This window comes from Pseudomonas sp. NPDC089741 (genome assembly GCF_044748825.1).
GTDB classification, from domain to species: domain Bacteria; phylum Pseudomonadota; class Gammaproteobacteria; order Pseudomonadales; family Pseudomonadaceae; genus Aquipseudomonas; species Aquipseudomonas helmanticensis.
Window position 1 is genome coordinate 86362 of record NZ_JBIVGT010000011.1, and the last position, 17429, is coordinate 103790.

At 60.3% G+C, this 17429-nt stretch carries 23 protein-coding genes; 13 read left to right on the forward strand and 10 right to left on the reverse strand.

What is annotated here, in order from left to right:
• Position 1: 1 nt before the first annotated feature.
• On the reverse strand, positions 2-433 hold the full coding sequence (locus ACIPZE_RS13685) for an NINE protein (RefSeq protein WP_129395898.1): 432 nt from the start codon (positions 431-433) through the stop codon (positions 2-4).
• A gap of 249 nt (positions 434-682) precedes the next feature.
• Here ACIPZE_RS13685 and ACIPZE_RS13690 point away from each other — a divergent pair, with 249 nt between their 5' ends.
• On the forward strand, positions 683-1306 hold the full coding sequence (locus tag ACIPZE_RS13690) for a C40 family peptidase (RefSeq protein WP_129395899.1): 624 nt from the start codon (positions 683-685) through the stop codon (positions 1304-1306).
• 136 nt (positions 1307-1442) lie between these two features.
• On the opposite strand, the gene ACIPZE_RS13695 is transcribed toward ACIPZE_RS13690, so the two are convergent.
• The gene (locus tag ACIPZE_RS13695) at positions 1443-2477 is read right to left on the reverse strand and encodes a type IV pilus twitching motility protein PilT (RefSeq protein ID WP_007953348.1); all 1035 of its coding nucleotides are present in this window, start codon (positions 2475-2477) and stop codon (positions 1443-1445) included.
• A 56-nt stretch (positions 2478-2533) separates the two neighbouring features.
• On the opposite strand from ACIPZE_RS13695, the gene ACIPZE_RS13700 reads away from it, so the two are divergent.
• The 10 genes from ACIPZE_RS13700 to ACIPZE_RS13745 all read left to right on the forward strand — a co-directional run bounded on the left by ACIPZE_RS13700 (position 2534) and on the right by ACIPZE_RS13745 (position 9496).
• Positions 2534-3220, forward strand: a complete 687-nt coding sequence (locus tag ACIPZE_RS13700) for a YggS family pyridoxal phosphate-dependent enzyme (protein ID WP_400773279.1) — start codon at positions 2534-2536, stop codon at positions 3218-3220.
• 23 nt (positions 3221-3243) lie between these two features.
• The gene (proC, locus tag ACIPZE_RS13705; RefSeq protein ID WP_400773280.1) at positions 3244-4062 is read left to right on the forward strand and encodes a pyrroline-5-carboxylate reductase; all 819 of its coding nucleotides are present in this window, start codon (positions 3244-3246) and stop codon (positions 4060-4062) included.
• A gap of 10 nt (positions 4063-4072) precedes the next feature.
• A complete protein-coding gene (locus ACIPZE_RS13710) occupies positions 4073-4663 on the forward strand; it encodes a YggT family protein (protein WP_129395902.1) in 591 nt (196 codons plus the stop codon).
• Positions 4660-4947, forward strand: coding sequence for a DUF167 domain-containing protein (locus ACIPZE_RS13715; RefSeq protein WP_400773282.1), 288 nt, complete (start codon positions 4660-4662; stop codon positions 4945-4947). Before ACIPZE_RS13710 ends, ACIPZE_RS13715 begins: the two co-directional genes overlap by 4 nt.
• Before the next feature lie 179 nt (positions 4948-5126).
• Positions 5127-6266 carry a homoserine O-acetyltransferase gene (locus tag ACIPZE_RS13720; protein ID WP_400773284.1) on the forward strand — a complete coding sequence of 380 codons (1140 nt, stop codon included), beginning with the start codon at positions 5127-5129 and terminating at the stop codon, positions 6264-6266.
• Positions 6267-6273: 7 nt separating this feature from the next.
• Entirely contained in the window at positions 6274-6894 is a 621-nt protein-coding gene (metW, locus tag ACIPZE_RS13725) for a methionine biosynthesis protein MetW (protein ID WP_008083798.1), read from the forward strand.
• Between the two features lie 26 nt (positions 6895-6920).
• A complete protein-coding gene (locus tag ACIPZE_RS13730; RefSeq protein ID WP_400773286.1) occupies positions 6921-7355 on the forward strand; it encodes a DUF4426 domain-containing protein in 435 nt (144 codons plus the stop codon).
• On the forward strand, positions 7352-7948 hold the full coding sequence (gene rdgB / locus ACIPZE_RS13735) for an RdgB/HAM1 family non-canonical purine NTP pyrophosphatase (RefSeq protein ID WP_400773288.1): 597 nt from the start codon (positions 7352-7354) through the stop codon (positions 7946-7948). The genes ACIPZE_RS13730 and rdgB overlap by 4 nt, the downstream gene beginning before the upstream one ends.
• Positions 7945-9150, forward strand: a complete 1206-nt coding sequence (gene hemW, locus ACIPZE_RS13740) for a radical SAM family heme chaperone HemW (RefSeq protein WP_400773290.1) — start codon at positions 7945-7947, stop codon at positions 9148-9150. The genes rdgB and hemW overlap by 4 nt, the downstream gene beginning before the upstream one ends.
• A gap of 22 nt (positions 9151-9172) precedes the next feature.
• A complete protein-coding gene (locus ACIPZE_RS13745; RefSeq protein WP_034153666.1) occupies positions 9173-9496 on the forward strand; it encodes a DUF3392 domain-containing protein in 324 nt (107 codons plus the stop codon).
• A gap of 138 nt (positions 9497-9634) precedes the next feature.
• Here the strand turns inward: ACIPZE_RS13745 and trmB are convergent, their stop codons facing one another.
• From trmB to ACIPZE_RS13765, 4 genes are all read right to left on the reverse strand, one after another.
• Positions 9635-10360 (reverse strand): tRNA (guanosine(46)-N7)-methyltransferase TrmB, encoded by a 726-nt coding sequence (gene trmB / locus ACIPZE_RS13750; protein WP_283438471.1) that lies wholly within the window; start codon positions 10358-10360, stop codon positions 9635-9637.
• Between the two features lie 9 nt (positions 10361-10369).
• On the reverse strand, positions 10370-11164 hold the full coding sequence (locus ACIPZE_RS13755; RefSeq protein ID WP_129395908.1) for a thiazole synthase: 795 nt from the start codon (positions 11162-11164) through the stop codon (positions 10370-10372).
• 60 nt (positions 11165-11224) lie between these two features.
• On the reverse strand, positions 11225-11425 hold the full coding sequence (gene thiS, locus ACIPZE_RS13760) for a sulfur carrier protein ThiS (protein WP_122604433.1): 201 nt from the start codon (positions 11423-11425) through the stop codon (positions 11225-11227).
• 226 nt (positions 11426-11651) lie between these two features.
• Entirely contained in the window at positions 11652-12035 is a 384-nt protein-coding gene (locus tag ACIPZE_RS13765) for a DUF423 domain-containing protein (RefSeq protein ID WP_400773293.1), read from the reverse strand.
• A gap of 74 nt (positions 12036-12109) precedes the next feature.
• Between ACIPZE_RS13765 and mtgA the strand changes: the two genes are divergently transcribed.
• On the forward strand, positions 12110-12832 hold the full coding sequence (mtgA, locus tag ACIPZE_RS13770; protein ID WP_283438469.1) for a monofunctional biosynthetic peptidoglycan transglycosylase: 723 nt from the start codon (positions 12110-12112) through the stop codon (positions 12830-12832).
• 149 nt (positions 12833-12981) lie between these two features.
• Here the strand turns inward: mtgA and rpoH are convergent, their stop codons facing one another.
• From rpoH to ftsY, 4 genes are all read right to left on the reverse strand, one after another.
• Positions 12982-13836: an RNA polymerase sigma factor RpoH gene (gene rpoH / locus ACIPZE_RS13775; RefSeq protein ID WP_003229146.1), complete on the reverse strand. Its 855-nt coding sequence runs from the start codon at positions 13834-13836 to the stop codon at positions 12982-12984.
• Between the two features lie 116 nt (positions 13837-13952).
• Entirely contained in the window at positions 13953-14978 is a 1026-nt protein-coding gene (gene ftsX, locus ACIPZE_RS13780) for a permease-like cell division protein FtsX (RefSeq protein WP_283438468.1), read from the reverse strand.
• Positions 14975-15646 (reverse strand): cell division ATP-binding protein FtsE, encoded by a 672-nt coding sequence (gene ftsE / locus ACIPZE_RS13785; protein WP_003229148.1) that lies wholly within the window; start codon positions 15644-15646, stop codon positions 14975-14977. The genes ftsX and ftsE overlap by 4 nt, the downstream gene beginning before the upstream one ends.
• Positions 15643-17193, reverse strand: a complete 1551-nt coding sequence (gene ftsY, locus ACIPZE_RS13790; RefSeq protein WP_400773294.1) for a signal recognition particle-docking protein FtsY — start codon at positions 17191-17193, stop codon at positions 15643-15645. The genes ftsE and ftsY overlap by 4 nt, the downstream gene beginning before the upstream one ends.
• On the opposite strand from ftsY, the gene ACIPZE_RS13795 reads away from it, so the two are divergent.
• Complete coding sequence (locus ACIPZE_RS13795) at positions 17192-17386, forward strand: hypothetical protein (RefSeq protein WP_025112092.1); 195 nt, start codon at positions 17192-17194, stop codon at positions 17384-17386. The two genes, ftsY and ACIPZE_RS13795, sit on opposite strands and share 2 nt — an antisense overlap.
• Positions 17387-17429: the final 43 nt, after the last annotated feature.

Genomic DNA, 17429 nt, shown 5'->3' on the forward strand with positions numbered 1-17429 from the left:
GTTATTGGAAAGCGCCGCGATTCTCAGCGTTGCGCACGGAAACCTGATCATTCAGCGTCCAGAAGTCATACAGCACACCCAGAAAGAACAACCCGCCCGTCAGCAGATAGATCAGGCCGCTGATCCACTTGCCTTGATACATCCGGTGCACGCCCAGCGCGCCGAGGAACGTCAGCAGAATCCACGCCACGTTGTATTCGATCGGCCCTGCGGTAAAACGCAGATCCGCTTCACGGTCCATTGCCGGGATCAGGAACACGTCGATCAACCAGCCAATCCCGAGCAAACCGAAGGTGAAAAACCAGATCGTCCCGGTCACAGGCTTGCCGTAATAAAAGCGGTGAGCGCCGGTAAAGCCAAAAATCCACAGCAGATAACCGATCACCTTGCTGTGCGTATCCTGGGGTTGTGCAACCTGCTGATAGCGGTTCATGGATGACCTCATTTGCCTCGATAGATAAATTTTTTCGGACTTTCTGTGACTTTTTTGTGTCGAGCCGACAAGTGGCTCTTCACTGTTACACCTTGTGCAAAGCCTTATTACACCGCACTTGTGTCCGACAATCGCGTCAATCTGCCGCTTATTTGGTTCCGTTGCCCACAAGCTGAATCGACCAACGGACTCAGAAGGGACAAAAAAGCTGTTATAAAGTTGCGCGCTATCACTGAAGAGCCACGCCTAATGCGACCATTTTTCAAGACATGGCTAACCATCTGCCTATTAATGCCACTGGCCGCCCACGCCACCAATCGTGAGCAACGTCTTCCCAACGTTAACGGCTTCACCCCTAAATCCCATGCTTCGGCTCCATCGAGCAAAAGCAGCAAAAGCAAAACCACCACGCTGAGCAGCAAGAGCCACAGCAAGCTGGTGCCACCGATGGCGAGCAAGGAAAGCAGCAATGTGCTGAGCCGTGCGGTGAACGTCCTCGGTACACCTTATCGTTGGGGCGGCAGCAGCCCAAGTAAAGGCTTCGATTGCAGCGGCCTGGTGAAATACGCGTTCAACGACGCCACGTTCGACCTGCCACGCACCTCCAACGCCATGGCCAGCGGCCACGGCGAGAAAGTCGAGCGCAAGGATCTGAAGCCGGGCGACCTGATTTTCTTCAACATCAAGAGCCGTCGGGTCAACCACGTTGCCATCTACCTGGGCAACGACCGCTTCATCCACGCGCCGCGTCGTGGCAAAGCGGTGAGCATCGATACGCTGAACAAGCCGTATTGGGAACAGCATTACGTGGTTGCCAAGCGTGTGTTGCCGAAAGAGCCTGCGAGCAAGCAGATGCGCGTCGTTCAGCGCTAAGCTGACTGACCCGGAATACCGATCGTTCCCACGCTCCGCGTGGGAATGCCTCAATGGACGCTCCGCGTCCGCTTCGGCAGGGACGCAGAGCGTCCCGGGCTGCATTCCCACGCAGAGCGTGGGAACGATCACTCCCTCAGAAATTATCCGGCGTACGCGCCTTCTCCCGCGCATGCTCGCGGCTGATCAAGCCTTTGGTCACCAGATCCTTCAGGCACATGTCCAGTGTCTGCATCCCCAGCGACCCACCGGTCTGAATCGCCGAGTACATCTGCGCCACCTTGTCTTCGCGGATCAGGTTGCGGATCGCCGACGTCCCCAGCATGATCTCGTGCGCCGCCACCCGTCCGCCGCCGATCTTCTTGATCAGCGTCTGCGAGACCACCGCCAGCAACGACTCCGAAAGCATCGACCGCACCATCGACTTCTCGTCACCGGGGAACACATCCACCACCCGGTCGATAGTCTTCGCCGCTGAAGTCGTGTGCAGCGTGCCGAATACCAAGTGCCCGGTTTCGGCAGCAGTCAGCGCCAAGCGGATGGTTTCCAGATCGCGCATTTCACCCACCAGAATCACGTCCGGGTCCTCCCGCAGCGCCGAGCGCAAGGCAGTAGCGAAGCTGCGGGTATCACGGTGGACTTCACGCTGATTGATCAGGCATTTGCGCGATTCGTGAACGAATTCGATCGGATCTTCAATGGTCAGGATGTGGTGATGACGATGGGTATTGAGGTAGTCGATCATCGCCGCCAATGTTGTCGACTTGCCCGAACCGGTCGGCCCGGTGACCAGCACCAGCCCGCGCGGCGCGTCGGTAATCTTGCGAAAGACATCGCCCATGGCGAGGTCTTCCATGCTCAGCACTTTCGACGGGATGGTACGAAACACCGCCCCCGCGCCACGGTTCTGGTTAAAGGCGTTAACCCGAAACCGCGCGACACCGGGGACCTCGAAGGAAAAGTCGGTTTCCAGATGTTTCTCGAAGTCGACCCGCTGGGTGTCGTTCATGATGTCGTAGATCAATTCGTGCACTTGCTTGTGATCCAGCGCCGGCAGATTGATCCGCCGCACATCACCATCGACGCGGATCATCGGCGGCAGACCGGCCGACAGGTGCAGGTCGGAAGCGCCTTGTTTGGCGCTGAAGGCCAGCAGTTCAGTGATATCCATAGCGCTCCTCAATTCCAGTAGAATGCCGCGAACCTTCAGACCGCCGGCGCCTCTTGATGTCCACGATAGCAGACAACATTCTCCACGTTGGTTCGCGCATCCAGACCGCGACCCAAGCCGCACACCGTCCTGAAAACAGCGTTCAATTGCTCGCCGTGAGCAAGACCAAGCCTGCCGAGGCCTTGCGCGAAGCGTACGCCGCCGGCCTGCGTGACTTTGGCGAGAATTACCTGCAGGAAGCCTTGGGCAAACAGCTCGACCTGGCCGACCTGCCCTTGATCTGGCACTTCATCGGCCCCATTCAATCGAACAAGACTCGGGCGATTGCCGAGCATTTCGACTGGGTGCACTCCGTGGATCGCCTGAAAATCGCTCAACGCCTGTCCGAACAGCGCCCGGCCGAGTTGCCGCCGCTGAACATCTGCATTCAGGTCAACGTCAGCGGTGAAGCCAGCAAATCTGGCTGCACCCCGGCCGATCTGCCGGCATTGGCCGAGGCCATCAACGCGTTACCGCGCCTGAAGCTGCGCGGCTTGATGGCGATTCCCGAGCCGACTGAAGACCGCGCCGAGCAAGACGCGGCCTTCGCCGCCGTGCAGAAATTGCAGGCGAGCCTCGGCTTACCACTCGACACACTGTCCATGGGCATGAGCCACGACCTTGAGTCGGCCATTGCCCAAGGCGCCACTTGGGTTCGTATCGGTACGGCCCTGTTTGGCGCCCGTGATTATTCCCAGTCTTGAACGTTTCCAGATAAGGACCACACATGAGCAACACACGTATTGCGTTTATCGGTGCGGGCAACATGGCGGCCAGTTTGATCGGCGGCCTGCGCGCCAAGGGTCTGGAAGCGGCGCAGATCCGCGCCAGCGACCCGGGTGTAGAAACCCGCGCCAAGGTCAGCGCCGAACACGGCATCGAAACCTTTGCCGACAACGCCCAGGCCATCGACGGCGTCGATGTGATTGTGCTGGCAGTCAAGCCGCAGGCGATGAAAGCCGTGTGCGAGGCGCTTCGCCCAAGCCTGAAGCCGAATCAACTGGTGGTCTCCATCGCTGCCGGCATCACTTGCGCGAGCATGACCGCCTGGCTCGGCGAGCAGCCGATCGTGCGCTGCATGCCGAACACCCCGGCGCTGCTGCGTCAGGGCGTCAGCGGTCTGTACGCGACCAGCGAAGTGACTGCCGAGCAGCGTCAGCAAGCCGAAGAGCTGTTGTCCGCCGTTGGCATCGCGCTGTGGCTCGACGAAGAGCAGCAGCTCGACGCGGTCACCGCGGTGTCCGGTTCCGGCCCGGCGTACTTCTTCCTGCTGATCGAAGCGATGACCGCCGCCGGCGTCAAACTCGGCCTGCCGAAAGACGTCGCTGAACAGCTGACCCTGCAGACCGCACTCGGCGCCGCACACATGGCTGTTTCCAGTGATGTTGATGCTGCCGAACTGCGTCGTCGCGTGACCTCGCCAAATGGCACCACAGAAGCTGCGATCAAATCATTCCAGGCCAATGGCTTCGAAGCCCTGGTCGAAACCGCACTCGGCGCCGCCGCGCACCGCTCGGCCGAAATGGCCGAACAACTGGGCAAATAAGGAGCCTTACATGATTGGATTGAACACTGCAGCGGTTTACGTGCTGCAAACCCTCGGCAGCTTGTACCTGCTGATCGTGCTGCTGCGTTTCGTGCTGCAATTGGTGCGGGCGAACTTCTACAACCCGCTGTGCCAGTTCATCGTCAAAGCGACCCAGCCACTGCTCAAGCCGCTGCGTCGAATCATCCCGAGCCTGTTCGGCCTCGACATGTCGTCGCTGGTATTGGCGATTCTGGTGCAACTGGCGCTGATGGCGCTGACCCTGCTGCTGACTTACGGCACCACCGGTAACCCGCTGCAACTGTTCATCTGGTCGATCATTGGCGTGACCGCGCTGTTCCTGAAGATTTTCTTCTTCGCCCTGATCATCAGCGTGATCCTCTCGTGGGTCGCACCAGGCAGCCACAACCCGGGTGCTGAGCTGGTCAACCAGATCTGCGAGCCAGCGCTGGCACCGTTCCGCAAAATTCTGCCAAACCTTGGCGGTCTGGATCTGTCGCCGATCTTCGCCTTCCTCGCGCTGAAGCTGATCGACATGCTGGTGATCAACAATCTGGCGGCGATGACGATGATGCCGGAAATCCTCCGCCTGCTGATGTGAGCTGGTTCCGTTGGGACGGTGACGACTTGATCCTCGAGTGTCACCTGCAACCGGCAGCCCGCAGCGATGACTTCGCCGGGCTGCACGGTGATCGTTTGAAGATCCGCCTGACCGCGCCGCCGGTCGAGGGCAAGGCCAATGCTTGTCTGATGGGCTTTCTGGCCAAGGCGTTTGGCGTTTCGAAAAGCCAGGTCAGTTTGCTCAGTGGCGAGCTGAACCGGCAGAAACGGGTGAAGATCTGCTCGCCGAAGAAGTTGCCGGATTTGCCTGACCTAATGCGCTGATCGTTCCCACGCTCCGCGTGGGAATGCATCCCGGGACGCTCCGCGTCCCCCGCCGAAGCGGACGCGGAGCGTCCAATGAGGCATTCCCACGCAGAGCGTGGGAACGAGCGCAGGTAGTTGCTTGCCGCTAACCCCCCCGGTCTTTAGACTTACGCCTCATTTCAACGAGAGCAGGGTCGATGCCAACTGCCTTTCCCCCCGATTCTGTTGGTCTGGTGACGCCGCAAACCGCGCACTTCAGCGAACCGCTGGCGCTGGCCTGTGGCCGTTCGCTGGCCGCCTATGACCTGATCTACGAAACCTACGGCACGCTGAACGCGCAAGCGAGCAACGCCGTACTGATTTGCCATGCCTTGTCCGGCCACCACCACGCTGCCGGCTATCACAGCGTCGACGACCGCAAGCCCGGTTGGTGGGACAGCTGCATCGGCCCCGGCAAACCGATCGACACCAGCAAGTTCTTCGTGGTCAGCCTGAACAACCTCGGCGGCTGCAACGGCTCCACCGGCCCGAGCAGCATCAACCCGGAGACCGGCAAGCCGTTCGGTGCCGACTTCCCGGTACTCACCGTGGAAGACTGGGTGCACAGCCAGGCGCATCTCGCCGACCTGCTCGGCATCGGCCAGTGGGCGGCAGTGATCGGCGGCAGTCTCGGCGGCATGCAGGCGTTGCAATGGACGATCACCTATCCAGATCGCGTGCGTCACTGCCTGGCCATCGCCTCGGCGCCGAAGCTGTCGGCGCAGAACATCGCTTTCAACGAAGTCGCGCGTCAGGCGATCCTCACTGACCCGGAATTCCACGGCGGCTCGTTCCAGGAAGCGGGCGTGATTCCCAAGCGCGGCTTGATGCTGGCGCGCATGGTCGGCCACATCACTTACCTGTCCGACGATTCGATGGGCGAGAAATTCGGCCGTGGCCTGAAGAGCGAGAAGCTCAACTACGACTTCCACAGTGTCGAGTTCCAGGTCGAAAGTTACCTGCGTTATCAGGGCGAAGAGTTCTCCGGACGCTTCGACGCCAACACTTATCTGTTGATGACCAAGGCGCTGGATTACTTCGATCCGGCGGCGAACTTCGACGATGACCTGGCGAAAACCTTTGCAAACGCCACGGCCAGGTTCTGCGTGATGTCATTCACCACGGACTGGCGCTTTTCCCCGGCACGTTCGCGAGAGCTGGTGGATGCGTTGATGGCCGCGCGCAAAGACGTCAGCTATCTGGAAATCGACGCACCGCAGGGCCACGACGCCTTCCTGATTCCGATCCCGCGCTACTTGCAGGCGTTCGGCAATTACATGAACCGCATCACGTTGTGAGAAAGCCATGAGAGCTGATCTGGAAATCATCCAGGAATGGATCCCCGCCGGCAGCCGCGTCCTCGACCTCGGTTGCGGTGACGGCGAGCTGCTGACCTGGCTGCGCGACAACAAGAACGTCACCGGTTATGGCCTGGAAAACGACGCCGACAACATCGCCGAGTGCGTGGCCAAAGGCATCAACGTCATCGAGCAGGATCTGGACAAGGGGCTGGGCAACTTCGCCAGCAACAGTTTCGACATCGTCGTCATGACCCAGGCCCTGCAAGCCGTGCACTACCCGGACAAGATCCTCGACGAAATGCTCCGGGTCGGCCGCCAATGCATCATCACTTTCCCCAACTTCGGCCACTGGCGCTGCCGCTGGTATCTGGCGAGCAAGGGCCGCATGCCAGTTTCCGAGTTTCTGCCATACACCTGGTACAACACGCCGAACATCCACTTCTGCACCTTCGAAGATTTTGAAGAACTTTGCCGCGAACGTGATGCGAAGGTCATTGATCGGCTTGCCGTGGATCAACAGCACCGCCACGGGTGGGCCAGTAAGCTATGGCCTAATCTGTTAGGTGAGATCGGTATCTACCGCGTCAGCAGCCCGCAGCTTGCAGACCACAAAGTCGCGGTCTGAGCCACGTCATTTCGAGGAGCACGATCATGGGTCGTTTAGCGTTGTTGTTATTGACTGCCTGCCTGAGCGCCAGCGCGCTGGCGGCCGACGTCATCAAAGGCGAGCGTCAGGAAACCTTTGGCGACGTGACGGTGCACTACAACACTTTCAACTCGACGTACCTGCAACCGGACATCGCCAAGGCCGCAGAGCTGATCCGCAGCAAGAATCAGGGCGTGATCAATGTCTCGGTGATCAAGGACGGCAAACCGCTGGTCGCCAGCGTCACTGGCACGGTCAAAGACCTGACCAGCCAGAGCGTGACGCTGAATTTCCGCCAGGTGACCGAACAAGGCGCGGTGTACTACATCGCCCAGTATCCGGTGGAACAGCAGGAAACCCGCACCTTTGAAATCAAGGTGCAGAACGGCGACAAGATCAATACCATCAATTTCAACCAAGAACTCTTTCCCGGCGAATGATGAACATCAAGCAGCTTGTACTGGCCAGCCATAACGCCGGCAAACTCAAAGAACTCCAGGCCATGCTCGGCGAATCGGTGCAACTGCGCTCGATTGGCGAGTGGAGCAAGGTCGAGCCGGAAGAAACCGGCCTGTCGTTCGTCGAGAACGCCATTCTCAAGGCGCGCAACGCCGCACGTATTTCCGGATTGCCGGCGCTGGCCGACGATTCCGGTCTGGCGGTGGACTTTCTTGGCGGTGCGCCGGGCATCTATTCGGCGCGTTATGCCGACGGCAAAGGCGATGCGGCGAACAACGCCAAACTGCTCGATGCGCTGAAAGATGTCCCGGAAGCCGGGCGCGGTGCGCAGTTTGTTTGCGTGCTGGCGCTGGTGCGTCACGCCGATGATCCGTTGCCGATCCTCTGCGAAGGCCTGTGGCACGGGCGCATCCTTACCGCTGCCAGCGGTGAGCACGGTTTTGGTTATGACCCGCTGTTCTGGGTGCCGGAACGTGACGTGTCCAGCGCCGAACTGAGCCCGGCCGACAAGAACCAGATCAGCCACCGCGCCCGTGCAATGGATCTGCTGCGCCAGCGTCTGGGCTTGAAATGACCCGTGATTCTTCTGCGTCGTCGCTGATCGTCGGCGGCGCCGCCTCTTCGCCTCGGGCGCCGTTGCCGACGCTGCCGCCCTTGGCGCTGTACATCCACATCCCGTGGTGTGTGCGCAAATGCCCTTATTGCGATTTCAACTCGCACACCGCCAGCCCGGTGCTGCCGGAGCAGGAATACGTCGACGCCTTGCTGGCCGATCTCGATCTGGACCTGCATGCGGTTTACGGCCGTGAAATCAGCTCGATCTTCTTTGGCGGCGGTACGCCAAGCCTGTTCAGTGCAGAAGCACTTGGGCGTTTGCTCGAAGGCGTCGAGCAGCGCATTCCGTTTGCCCACGACATTGAAATCACCCTGGAGGCCAACCCGGGCACGTTCGAGCAAGAGAAGTTTGTCGCCTACCGCAAGCTGGGGATCAATCGCCTGTCGATCGGTATCCAGAGCTTCCAGCAGGAAAAGCTCAAGGCGCTCGGGCGGATTCACAACGGTGACGAAGCCGTGCGCGCCGCCGGCATGGCGCGGCAGGCCGGGTTCGATAACTTCAACCTCGACTTGATGCACGGCTTGCCGGATCAGTCGCTCGACGATGCCTTGAGCGATCTGCGCCAGGCCATCGAACTGAATCCGACGCACATCTCCTGGTATCAGCTGACACTGGAGCCGAACACAGTGTTCTGGAATCAGCCGCCGGTGCTGCCGGAGGACGATACGTTGTGGGACATTCAAGAAGCTGGGCAGGCGTTGCTGGCCGAGCACGGTTACGCGCAGTACGAAGTGTCCGCGTATGCACAGGCCAGTCGCCCGGCGCGGCATAACCTCAATTACTGGAGTTTTGGCGACTTCATCGGCATTGGCGCGGGTGCGCATGGCAAGCTCAGCCATCCCGACGGGCGCATCGTGCGCACTTGGAAAACCCGTTTGCCGAAGGACTATCTGAATCCGGCAAAAAGCTTCCAGGCTGGCGAAAAGGCGCTGACCAATGACGAGATGCCGTTCGAGTTTCTGATGAACGCTTTGCGCCTGACCGCTGGCGTCGAATCGCGCCTGTATCCGGAGCGTACCGGGCTGTCGCTGGAAAGCCTCGCCGAAGGCCGGGCAGCGGCAGAACAAAGCGGTCTGTTGCAGGTCGAACCGTCACGTCTGGCGGCCACCGAGCGCGGACAGCTGTTCCTCAACGACTTGCTGCAACAATTTCTGAACTGATTTCAGTGCTAAGGGAAAACGCATGGATTTGATACTCGACCTGCTCGCCACCGTATCCCGCTGGAGCCGCAGCAACCTCTCGGAAATCGCCCTGGCGCTGGTCGGCTGCCTGCTGGTGCTGTTCGGCGCCGACTTCAAAGGCTGGGTCGAGCAACGCCTGGGCAGCATCGCCGGCGCTTTGCGCATACCGCTGATGTCGCTGCTGTGCGTGATCGGCAGCGGCGCAGCACTGATCTACGCCACGCCGTGGGTGATCAAGGGCTTGAGCCAATTCAACAACTACAGCCTGGCGCCAGTGTTGTTGGTAGTCCTCGTCCTCATCGGCGTAGTCGCCGACCGCCGCTAACCCCAAGAAAAAACTGTTTTGATCGTTCCCATGCTCCGCGTGGGAATGCCTCAATGGACGCTCTGCGTCCGCTGTGGGACGCAGAGCGTCCCGGGCAGCATTCCCACGCAGAGCGTGGGAACGATCATAGCGTGATGTTTAAGCGAGTTTTTCGAACTTCAGGTCCCAGACGCCATGGCCAAGACGTTCGCCGCGGCGTTCGAACTTGGTGATCGGGCGTTCGGCCGGGCGTGGCACGCACTTGCCGTCTTCGGCGAGGTTGCGGTAGCCCGGGGCGACGTTCATCACTTCCAGCATGTATTCGGCATACGGTTCCCAGTCGGTGGCCATGTGCAGAATGCCGCCAACCTTCAACTTGCTGCGCACCAGTTCAGCGAACGAGGCCTGAACGATACGACGCTTGTGGTGACGGCTCTTGTGCCACGGATCCGGGAAAAACAGCATCAGGCGATCGAGGCTGTTGTCGGCGATGCAGCGGTTGAGCACTTCGATCGCGTCGCAATCGTAGACCCGCAGGTTGGTCAGACCTTGCGTCAGCACGCCATTGAGCAGCGCGCCGACACCCGGACGGTGAACCTCAACGCCAATGAAATCCTGATCCGGTGCCGCCGCAGCCATTTCCAGCAGCGAGTGGCCCATGCCGAAACCGATCTCCAGCGAGCGCGGTGCCGAACGGCCGAACACCTGATCGTAATCCACCGGCGCGTCGGCCAGCGGCAGGACGAACAGCGGCGTGCCCTGATCCAGACCTTTTTGCTGGCCTTCGGTCATGCGCCCGGCGCGCATCACGAAACTCTTGATGCGGCGGTGTTGGCGCTCGTCGCCTTCTTCCGTCTGGATAGGCGTGTCGTTCGATTCAGTCATCAATGGCTCTTACTTGATCAGACCATCCAGCGGCGAAGAGGCGCTGGCATAGAGTTTTTTCGGCATACGGCCAGCGAGGTAGGCTAGACGGCCTGCAACGATGGCGTGTTTCATGGCTTCAGCCATCATCACCGGTTGCTGGGCGTGAGCGATGGCCGAGTTCATCAGCACCGCATCGCAACCCAGTTCCATGGCGATGGTTGCGTCGGACGCAGTGCCGACACCGGCATCGACCAACACAGGGATTTTCGCTTCTTCGAGGATGATCTGCAGGTTGTACGGGTTGCAGATCCCCAGGCCGGAACCGATCAGACCGGCCAGCGGCATCACCGCGATGCAGCCGATTTCCGCCAGCTGACGGGCGATGATCGGGTCATCGCTGGTGTAGACCATCACGTCGAAACCTTCCTTGACCAGCGTTTCCGCGGCCTTGAGGGTTTCGATGACATTGGGGAACAGGGTCTTCTGGTCAGCCAGCACTTCCAGCTTCACCAGGTTGTGGCCATCGAGCAGCTCACGGGCCAGGCGGCAGGTGCGCACGGCTTCGATGGCGTCGTAGCAACCGGCGGTGTTGGGCAGGAAGGTGTAGCGATCCGGCGACAGCACGTCGAGCAGGTTCGGCTCGCCTTCGATCTGACCGAGGTTGGTGCGGCGCACGGCGAAGGTGACGATCTCGGCACCCGAGGCTTCGATGGCCTGGCGGGTTTCTTCCATGTCACGGTACTTGCCGGTACCGACCAGCAAACGCGACTGGTAAGTACGACCGGCCAGCACAAAAGGCTTGTCGCTACGAACGATGCTCATGGGGAATCCTCTTTAGGGGTGAGGGTCTTGCAGAATTCTGTGCCCTTGCGGGCCGCCCGACTAGCCGCCGCCGATGGCGTGCACGACTTCGACGTTGTCACCGTCGTTGAGCGTGGTGTCGGCATGCTGGCTGCGCGGGACGATATCCAGATTGAGTTCGACTGCCACCCGGCGTCCGGTCAGTTCCAGACGGGTGATCAGGGCCGCAACGGTCTCGCCGTCGGGCAGTTCAAGGGATTCACCGTTCAACTGAATGCGCATGCGCAATGCCGCCATCATTTTTAGGGGCTGGCATTCTAGCCCGATCAGTCAGGCTGACCCAAGCCATTCGTCTTGAAAGCGCTTGCTCCGCGCAAATGCCTGTCTACGCGGCCAACTGTAGGAGCTGCCGCAGGCGGCTCCTACCGGGAACAGTTAGATCAGATCAGGCGCCAGGCGGGAACAGTTTCAGATCAGGCCAGGCGCCAGGCGCCAGGCGGGAACAGTTTCAGATCAGGCCAGGCGCCAGGCGCCAGGCGGCGAGGCCCAGGCATAGCCAGCCGATCAGGAATGCCAGGCCACCGAACGGAGTGATGATCCCGAGTTTGCTGATACCGGTGGTGGTCAGCACATACAGGCTGCCCGAGAACAACAGGATGCCGACGGTGAACGACACGCCAGCCCAGGTCACCAGTCGCCCCTGAACGTGCGTGGCCAGCAGCGCGACGCCGAACAGCGCCAGCGTGTGTACCAACTGATAGGTAACGCCGGTATGGAAAATCGTCAGGTATTCGGGGGTCAGGCGGTTTTTCAGGCCGTGGGCGGCAAATGCGCCCAGCGCCACACCGGTGAAACCGAAAAAAGCGGCCAGCATCAAAAAGCCACGCAGCATGGGGAACTCCAGTCAGTCTCGATCGGCAGGGTCTGTATAATGGCCCGCTCCACGGGTTCGGCCAAGCCATCTCTATGCTGCGTACTATTTTCCGTCGTCTCACGAAGGCCCTGCTCTGGTTCGCGGGTGGCAGCGTCTTGCTGGTGCTGGTGTTTCGCTTCGTGCCGCCGCCGGGCACGGCGCTGATGGTCGAACGCAAGGTCGAATCCTGGGTCGACGGCGAGCCGATTGACCTGCAACGCACATGGAAGCCGTGGGACGAAATCTCCGACGACCTCAAGGTCGCGGTCATGGCTGGCGAGGATCAGAAGTTTCCCGAGCACTGGGGTTTTGACTTCAGTGCGATCCAGGCAGCGCTTGCCCATAACGAACTAGGCGGCTCGATTCGCGGCGCCAGCACTTTGAGCCAGCAAGTGTCGAAGAACCTGTTTCTCTGGGCCGGTCGCAGCTATCTGCGCAAAGGCCTCGAAGCCTGGTTTACCGCGCTGATCGAGGTGTTCTGGCCCAAGCAGCGGATTCTTGAGGTGTACCTGAACAGCGTCGAGTGGGATGACGGAGTGTTTGGGGCCGAAGCCGCGGCCCGCCATCACTTTGGCGTGAGCGCGAAGTCGTTGTCACGCCAGCAGGCGAGTTATCTGGCGGCTGTGTTGCCCAATCCGCGTGTCTGGAGTGCCAGCCACCCGACCGCTTATGTTTCGCGCCGGGCCGGGTGGATTCGGCAGCAGATGAGTCAGTTAGGTGGTGACAGTTATTTGCTGGGGCTCAACGATTCGCGGCGGGCACCTTGGTCGCAGTGATTTAACAGCAAAAGATCGCAGCCTGCGGCAGCTCCTACATGGGAATGCGGCCACCTGTAGGAGTTGCCGCAGGCTGCGATCTTTTGATCTTCCAACAAAAACGCCCCGATCATCGCTGATCGGGGCGTTTTTTATTGCCTGCTCGCCGGTTATGCGGCGATCGACAACTTGAGCTTGTTCATCGCGCTCTTCTCGAGCTGACGGATCCGCTCGGCCGACACGTTGTACTTCTGCGCCAGGTCGTGCAGCGTGGCTTTTTCTTCTGCCAACCAACGCTGGTAGAGGATGTCGCGGCTACGTTCGTCCAGCACTTCCAGCGCTTCGTGCAGGTTGTGGTTGGAGTTGTCGCTCCAGTCGGCATCTTCCAGTTGACGGGCCGGATCATACCGGTGGTCTTCCAGATAGTTGGCCGGCGACTGGAAAGCGCTGTCGTCGTCGGCTTCAGCAGCCGGGTCGAAGGCCATGTCATGGCCGGTCAGACGACTTTCCATCTCGCGCACTTCCCGCGGCTCGACGCCGAGGCTTTCCGCCACACGGTGGACTTCCTCGTTGTTCAGCCACGCCAGGCGTTTCTTCTGGCTGCGCAGGTTGAAGAACAGCTTGCGCTGGGCCTTGGTGGTCGCGACTTTCACAATGCGCCAGTTGCGCAGGATGAACTCGTGAATTTCCGCCTTGATCCAGTGCACGGCGAACGACACCAGACGCACACCCATTTCCGGGTTGAAACGCTTCACGGCCTTCATCAGGCCGACGTTACCTTCCTGGATCAGGTCAGCCTGAGCCAGACCGTAGCCGGAATAGCTACGGGCGATATGTACGACAAAACGCAGGTGGGCGAGCACCATCTGCCGAGCCGCCCCCAAATCCTGCTCATAGTAGAGACTCTCGGCCAGTTCACGCTCCTGCTCCGGCGTCAGCAATGGAATGCTGTTGACGGTGTGCACGTAAGCTTCCAGGTTCGCACCCGGAACCAACGCATACGCAGGCTGCAAAGAATTGGTCATACGAAAAAACCTCCCACTTACATACTCGTGCCTCTCGGCACTGCGAAAAATTGACCGGGAATTCAAGTACAAGTTCCCAAAAAAACCGCAAGGCCAATCACGCGCAAAAAAAGATTCTACTTCGGCGCCAGCTCCCTGAGATGGCGTGCGACTGCAATCCATGCACCGATATAACCCAACAGCACCGCGCCAAGCAAGAGCGACAGACCGTCGGCAACTGGCACTCCGGCCAGAGCGAAATCACTGCCGTACAAGCCGGCCAGCCCAACCACTGCATCGTTCAGCCAGTTCAAGCCAAATGCCAACAGACCCCAGGACAGTAGCCCTGCACCGAAGCCATACAACGCGCCCATATAAAGGAAAGGACGCCGCACATAGCTGTCAGTGCCGCCGACGAGTTTAATCACTTCTATCTCGGTGCGGCGGTTTTCAATATGAAGACGAATGGTATTGCCTATCACCAAAAGTAATGCAGAAACCAGCAACACCGTCAGACCGAAGACAAAACGATCGCCAAGCTTGAGGATGGCGGCCAGACGCTCGACCCAGACTAGATCAAGTTGCGCCTGTTGTACCTTCGGCAGCTCGGAAAGTTTTTGTCTTAATGCTTCCAGCGTCGGCTTGTCGACTTCGTTCGGGGTGACCAGCACCACGCCCGGCAACGGGTTCTCCGGCAGCTCGCGCAGGGCTTCGCCCAGGCCTGACTGCTGCTGGAACTCTTCCAGCGCCTGATCGCGACCGACATATTCAGCGTCAGCTACGCCGGGCATGCCTTTGATCTGTTCGCGCAACGCTTCACCCTGCTGCGGGCTGGCGTCGAGTTGCAGATACAGCGAAATCTGCGCCGCACGCTGCCAGGAGCCGCCGAGGCGCTCGACATTGTTGAGCAGCAGTGACAAGCCCATCGGCAAGCTCAGCGCCACAGCCATCACCATGCAGGTGAAGAAACTGCCGATCGGTTGTTTGCCGAGACGACGCAGGCTGTCGAGCAGGCTGGCGCGATGGCTTTCGATCCATGCACGGAACAGCGTGGCGAAGTCCGGGCCGTCGTCATCGTCGTGTTTTTTCTTCTTCGGTGGCTGCGGATCGGCGGCTTTCGGGGCCACGCGCTCGGAAACCTTCGGACTGCGTGTCGCACTCATACGCCGGCCTCCCCGTCGCCGATCAAGCGGCCACGTTGCAGGGTCAGCATGCGATGGCGCATGCGCGCGATCAGTGCGAGGTCGTGACTGGCGATCAGCACGCTGGTGCCGAGACGGTTGATGTCTTCGAACACGCCCATGATCTCGGCCGCCAGACGCGGGTCGAGGTTACCGGTCGGTTCGTCCGCCAGCAGCAAGGCCGGACGGTGGACGATGGCGCGGGCAATGCCGACGCGCTGTTGCTGACCGGTGGACAAGTCGCCCGGGTACAGATCGGTTTTATCCGACAGCGCCACGCGCTCCAGCGCCGAATCGACGCGCTTGGCGATTTCGGCCTTGGACAGCCCGAGAATCTGCAGCGGCAACGCGACGTTGTTGAACACCGTGCGATCGAACAGCAACTGGTGGTTCTGGAACACCACGCCGATCTGCCGGCGCAGGAACGGAATCTGCGCGTTGCTGATGGTGCTCAGGTCTTGCCCGGCCAGCAGCAGTTTGCCGCTGGTCGGACGTTCCATCGCCAGCAGCAGGCGCAACAAGGTGGATTTACCGGCGCCGGAGTGACCGGTGACAAACAAGAACTCGCCACGACGGACTCGAAAGCTCAGCTCATGCAAGCCGACGTGACCGTTCGGGTAGCGCTTACCGACCTGTTCGAAACGAATCATGAACGCTCCCGCTCGGCAAACAGTGCCTGGACAAAGGGTTCGGCTTCAAAGGTACGCAAATCGTCGATGCCTTCACCGACGCCGATGTAGCGGATCGGCAGGCCGAATTGCTTGGCCAGGGCGAAGATCACCCCGCCCTTGGCCGTGCCGTCGAGCTTGGTCAGCGCCAGGCCGGTCAGTTCGACGGTCTGGTTGAATTGCTTGGCCTGGTTGATGGCGTTCTGGCCAGTACCGGCGTCGAGCACCAACAGCACTTCGTGCGGTGCGTCGGCGTCGAGCTTGCCGATCACCCGGCGAACCTTTTTCAGTTCTTCCATCAGGTTGTCTTTGGTGTGCAGACGACCGGCGGTGTCGGCGATCAACACGTCGATGCCACGGGCCTTGGCGGCCTGCACGGCGTCGAAGATCACCGAAGCCGAGTCGGCGCCAGTGTGCTGGGCAATCACCGGGATCTTGTTGCGCTCACCCCAGACCTGCAATTGCTCCACGGCGGCGGCGCGGAAGGTGTCACCGGCGGCGAGCATGACTTTCTTGCCTTCCAGTTGCAGCTTCTTCGCCAGTTTGCCGATGGTGGTGGTCTTGCCAGCGCCGTTGACGCCAACCACCAGAATCACGAATGGCTTGTTCTGCGAGACGATTTTCAGCGGTTGTTCGACCGGTTTGAGCATCGCGGCCAGTTCGGCTTGCAGGGATTTGTACAGGGCGTCGGCGTCGGCCAATTCCTTACGAGCAACCTTCTGGGTCAGGCGCTGGATGATCTGCGTGGTGGCTTCGACACCCACGTCGGCGGTGAGCAGACGGGTTTCGAGGTCATCAAGCAGATCGTCGTCGATGGTTTTGCGGCCGAGGAACAGGCTGGCCATGCCCTCGCCGATGCTGGCGCTGGTTTTCGACAGGCCTTGTTTCAGGCGGGCGAAGAAACCGGCTTTGGATTCTTCGGTGCGCGGGGCTTCGACGGGCGCTTCAGCGAGCACTTCGACCGGCACAACTGGCGTAGCGGCGACAGGTGCAGGTGCAGGCTGTTGAATGACCGGGGCAACAGGGGCGACAACTACTGGAGTAACAGGCTCGGGAACGATAGTTTCAGCGACTACAGGTTCTGCAATAACAGGTGCTGCAGCAACCGGCGCAGGCTCAACAATCGGCTCAACTACACCTGCAACTGCGGGAGCGACTTCGGCCACGAACGCAGGCGCAGGAATCACTGGCGTGATGTGCGGCGCAGCCTCTTCAACCAGTGCCACCGGCTCTTCGGCCACCGGCAATGTCAGCCACGGCGCGGCTGCCGGAGTCAGCGGCAATTCAGCCGCCACAGGCGCTTCAGGCGCAGGCTCGGGCTCAACCGGTTGCAACACCGGCTCGGCAAGCGGCAGCACAATCGGTGCCGGCTCTTCTTCTATTACCGGAGCAGGTTCCGGCGCAGGCTCGGGAATCGCGGGCGGCTGTTCGACGACGGGTTCCTGCGGTTTCTTACGCAGCCATCCGAACAGGCTTTTCTTCTCGCCAGCCGCAGCTGGGGTCTTCTTGTCGTCGTTGGAACCAAACATGGAGGACGGCTATCTCACGGTAGCGACGCGCCATAAGGGCGCCCCGGCAAATAAATATTCGATGCAGAACAGACTGTGTTTCATCCAGCTTGTTCACGCGCAACATTTTGTCGAGGCGCCACAGGCACCTCAAAGGTCGATTAATACGAAGGACTGGAACGGCATCGTCGGCGAAAACGCAGAGTTTAGCTGACAAACTCAAAGCTTCTGCCGGGAACCCATACAACCTATCGACC

Bases quoted from the DNA above. Each gene is read 5' to 3' on its own strand.
- hemW (WP_400773290.1), top strand. From the start codon at position 7,945: ATGACCCGTGATTCTTCTGCGTCGTCGCTGATCGTCGGCGGCGCCGCC.
- ACIPZE_RS13700 (WP_400773279.1), top strand. From the start codon at position 2,534: ATGTCCACGATAGCAGACAACATTCTCCACGTTGGTTCGCGCATCCAG.
- metW (WP_008083798.1), top strand. From the start codon at position 6,274: ATGAGAGCTGATCTGGAAATCATCCAGGAATGGATCCCCGCCGGCAGC.
- ftsX (WP_283438468.1), bottom strand. From the start codon at position 14,978: ATGAGTGCGACACGCAGTCCGAAGGTTTCCGAGCGCGTGGCCCCGAAA.
- ftsE (WP_003229148.1), bottom strand. From the start codon at position 15,646: ATGATTCGTTTCGAACAGGTCGGTAAGCGCTACCCGAACGGTCACGTC.
- ACIPZE_RS13730 (WP_400773286.1), top strand. From the start codon at position 6,921: ATGGGTCGTTTAGCGTTGTTGTTATTGACTGCCTGCCTGAGCGCCAGC.
- rpoH (WP_003229146.1), bottom strand. From the start codon at position 13,836: ATGACCAATTCTTTGCAGCCTGCGTATGCGTTGGTTCCGGGTGCGAAC.
- ACIPZE_RS13765 (WP_400773293.1), bottom strand. From the start codon at position 12,035: ATGCTGCGTGGCTTTTTGATGCTGGCCGCTTTTTTCGGTTTCACCGGT.
- ftsY (WP_400773294.1), bottom strand. From the start codon at position 17,193: ATGTTTGGTTCCAACGACGACAAGAAGACCCCAGCTGCGGCTGGCGAG.
- mtgA (WP_283438469.1), top strand. From the start codon at position 12,110: ATGCTGCGTACTATTTTCCGTCGTCTCACGAAGGCCCTGCTCTGGTTC.
- proC (WP_400773280.1), top strand. From the start codon at position 3,244: ATGAGCAACACACGTATTGCGTTTATCGGTGCGGGCAACATGGCGGCC.
- ACIPZE_RS13690 (WP_129395899.1), top strand. From the start codon at position 683: ATGCGACCATTTTTCAAGACATGGCTAACCATCTGCCTATTAATGCCA.
- thiS (WP_122604433.1), bottom strand. From the start codon at position 11,425: ATGCGCATTCAGTTGAACGGTGAATCCCTTGAACTGCCCGACGGCGAG.
- trmB (WP_283438471.1), bottom strand. From the start codon at position 10,360: ATGACTGAATCGAACGACACGCCTATCCAGACGGAAGAAGGCGACGAG.
- ACIPZE_RS13755 (WP_129395908.1), bottom strand. From the start codon at position 11,164: ATGAGCATCGTTCGTAGCGACAAGCCTTTTGTGCTGGCCGGTCGTACT.
- ACIPZE_RS13695 (WP_007953348.1), bottom strand. From the start codon at position 2,477: ATGGATATCACTGAACTGCTGGCCTTCAGCGCCAAACAAGGCGCTTCC.
- ACIPZE_RS13745 (WP_034153666.1), top strand. From the start codon at position 9,173: ATGGATTTGATACTCGACCTGCTCGCCACCGTATCCCGCTGGAGCCGC.
- ACIPZE_RS13685 (WP_129395898.1), bottom strand. From the start codon at position 433: ATGAACCGCTATCAGCAGGTTGCACAACCCCAGGATACGCACAGCAAG.
- ACIPZE_RS13795 (WP_025112092.1), top strand. From the start codon at position 17,192: ATGGAGGACGGCTATCTCACGGTAGCGACGCGCCATAAGGGCGCCCCG.
- rdgB (WP_400773288.1), top strand. From the start codon at position 7,352: ATGATGAACATCAAGCAGCTTGTACTGGCCAGCCATAACGCCGGCAAA.
- ACIPZE_RS13720 (WP_400773284.1), top strand. From the start codon at position 5,127: ATGCCAACTGCCTTTCCCCCCGATTCTGTTGGTCTGGTGACGCCGCAA.
- ACIPZE_RS13710 (WP_129395902.1), top strand. From the start codon at position 4,073: ATGATTGGATTGAACACTGCAGCGGTTTACGTGCTGCAAACCCTCGGC.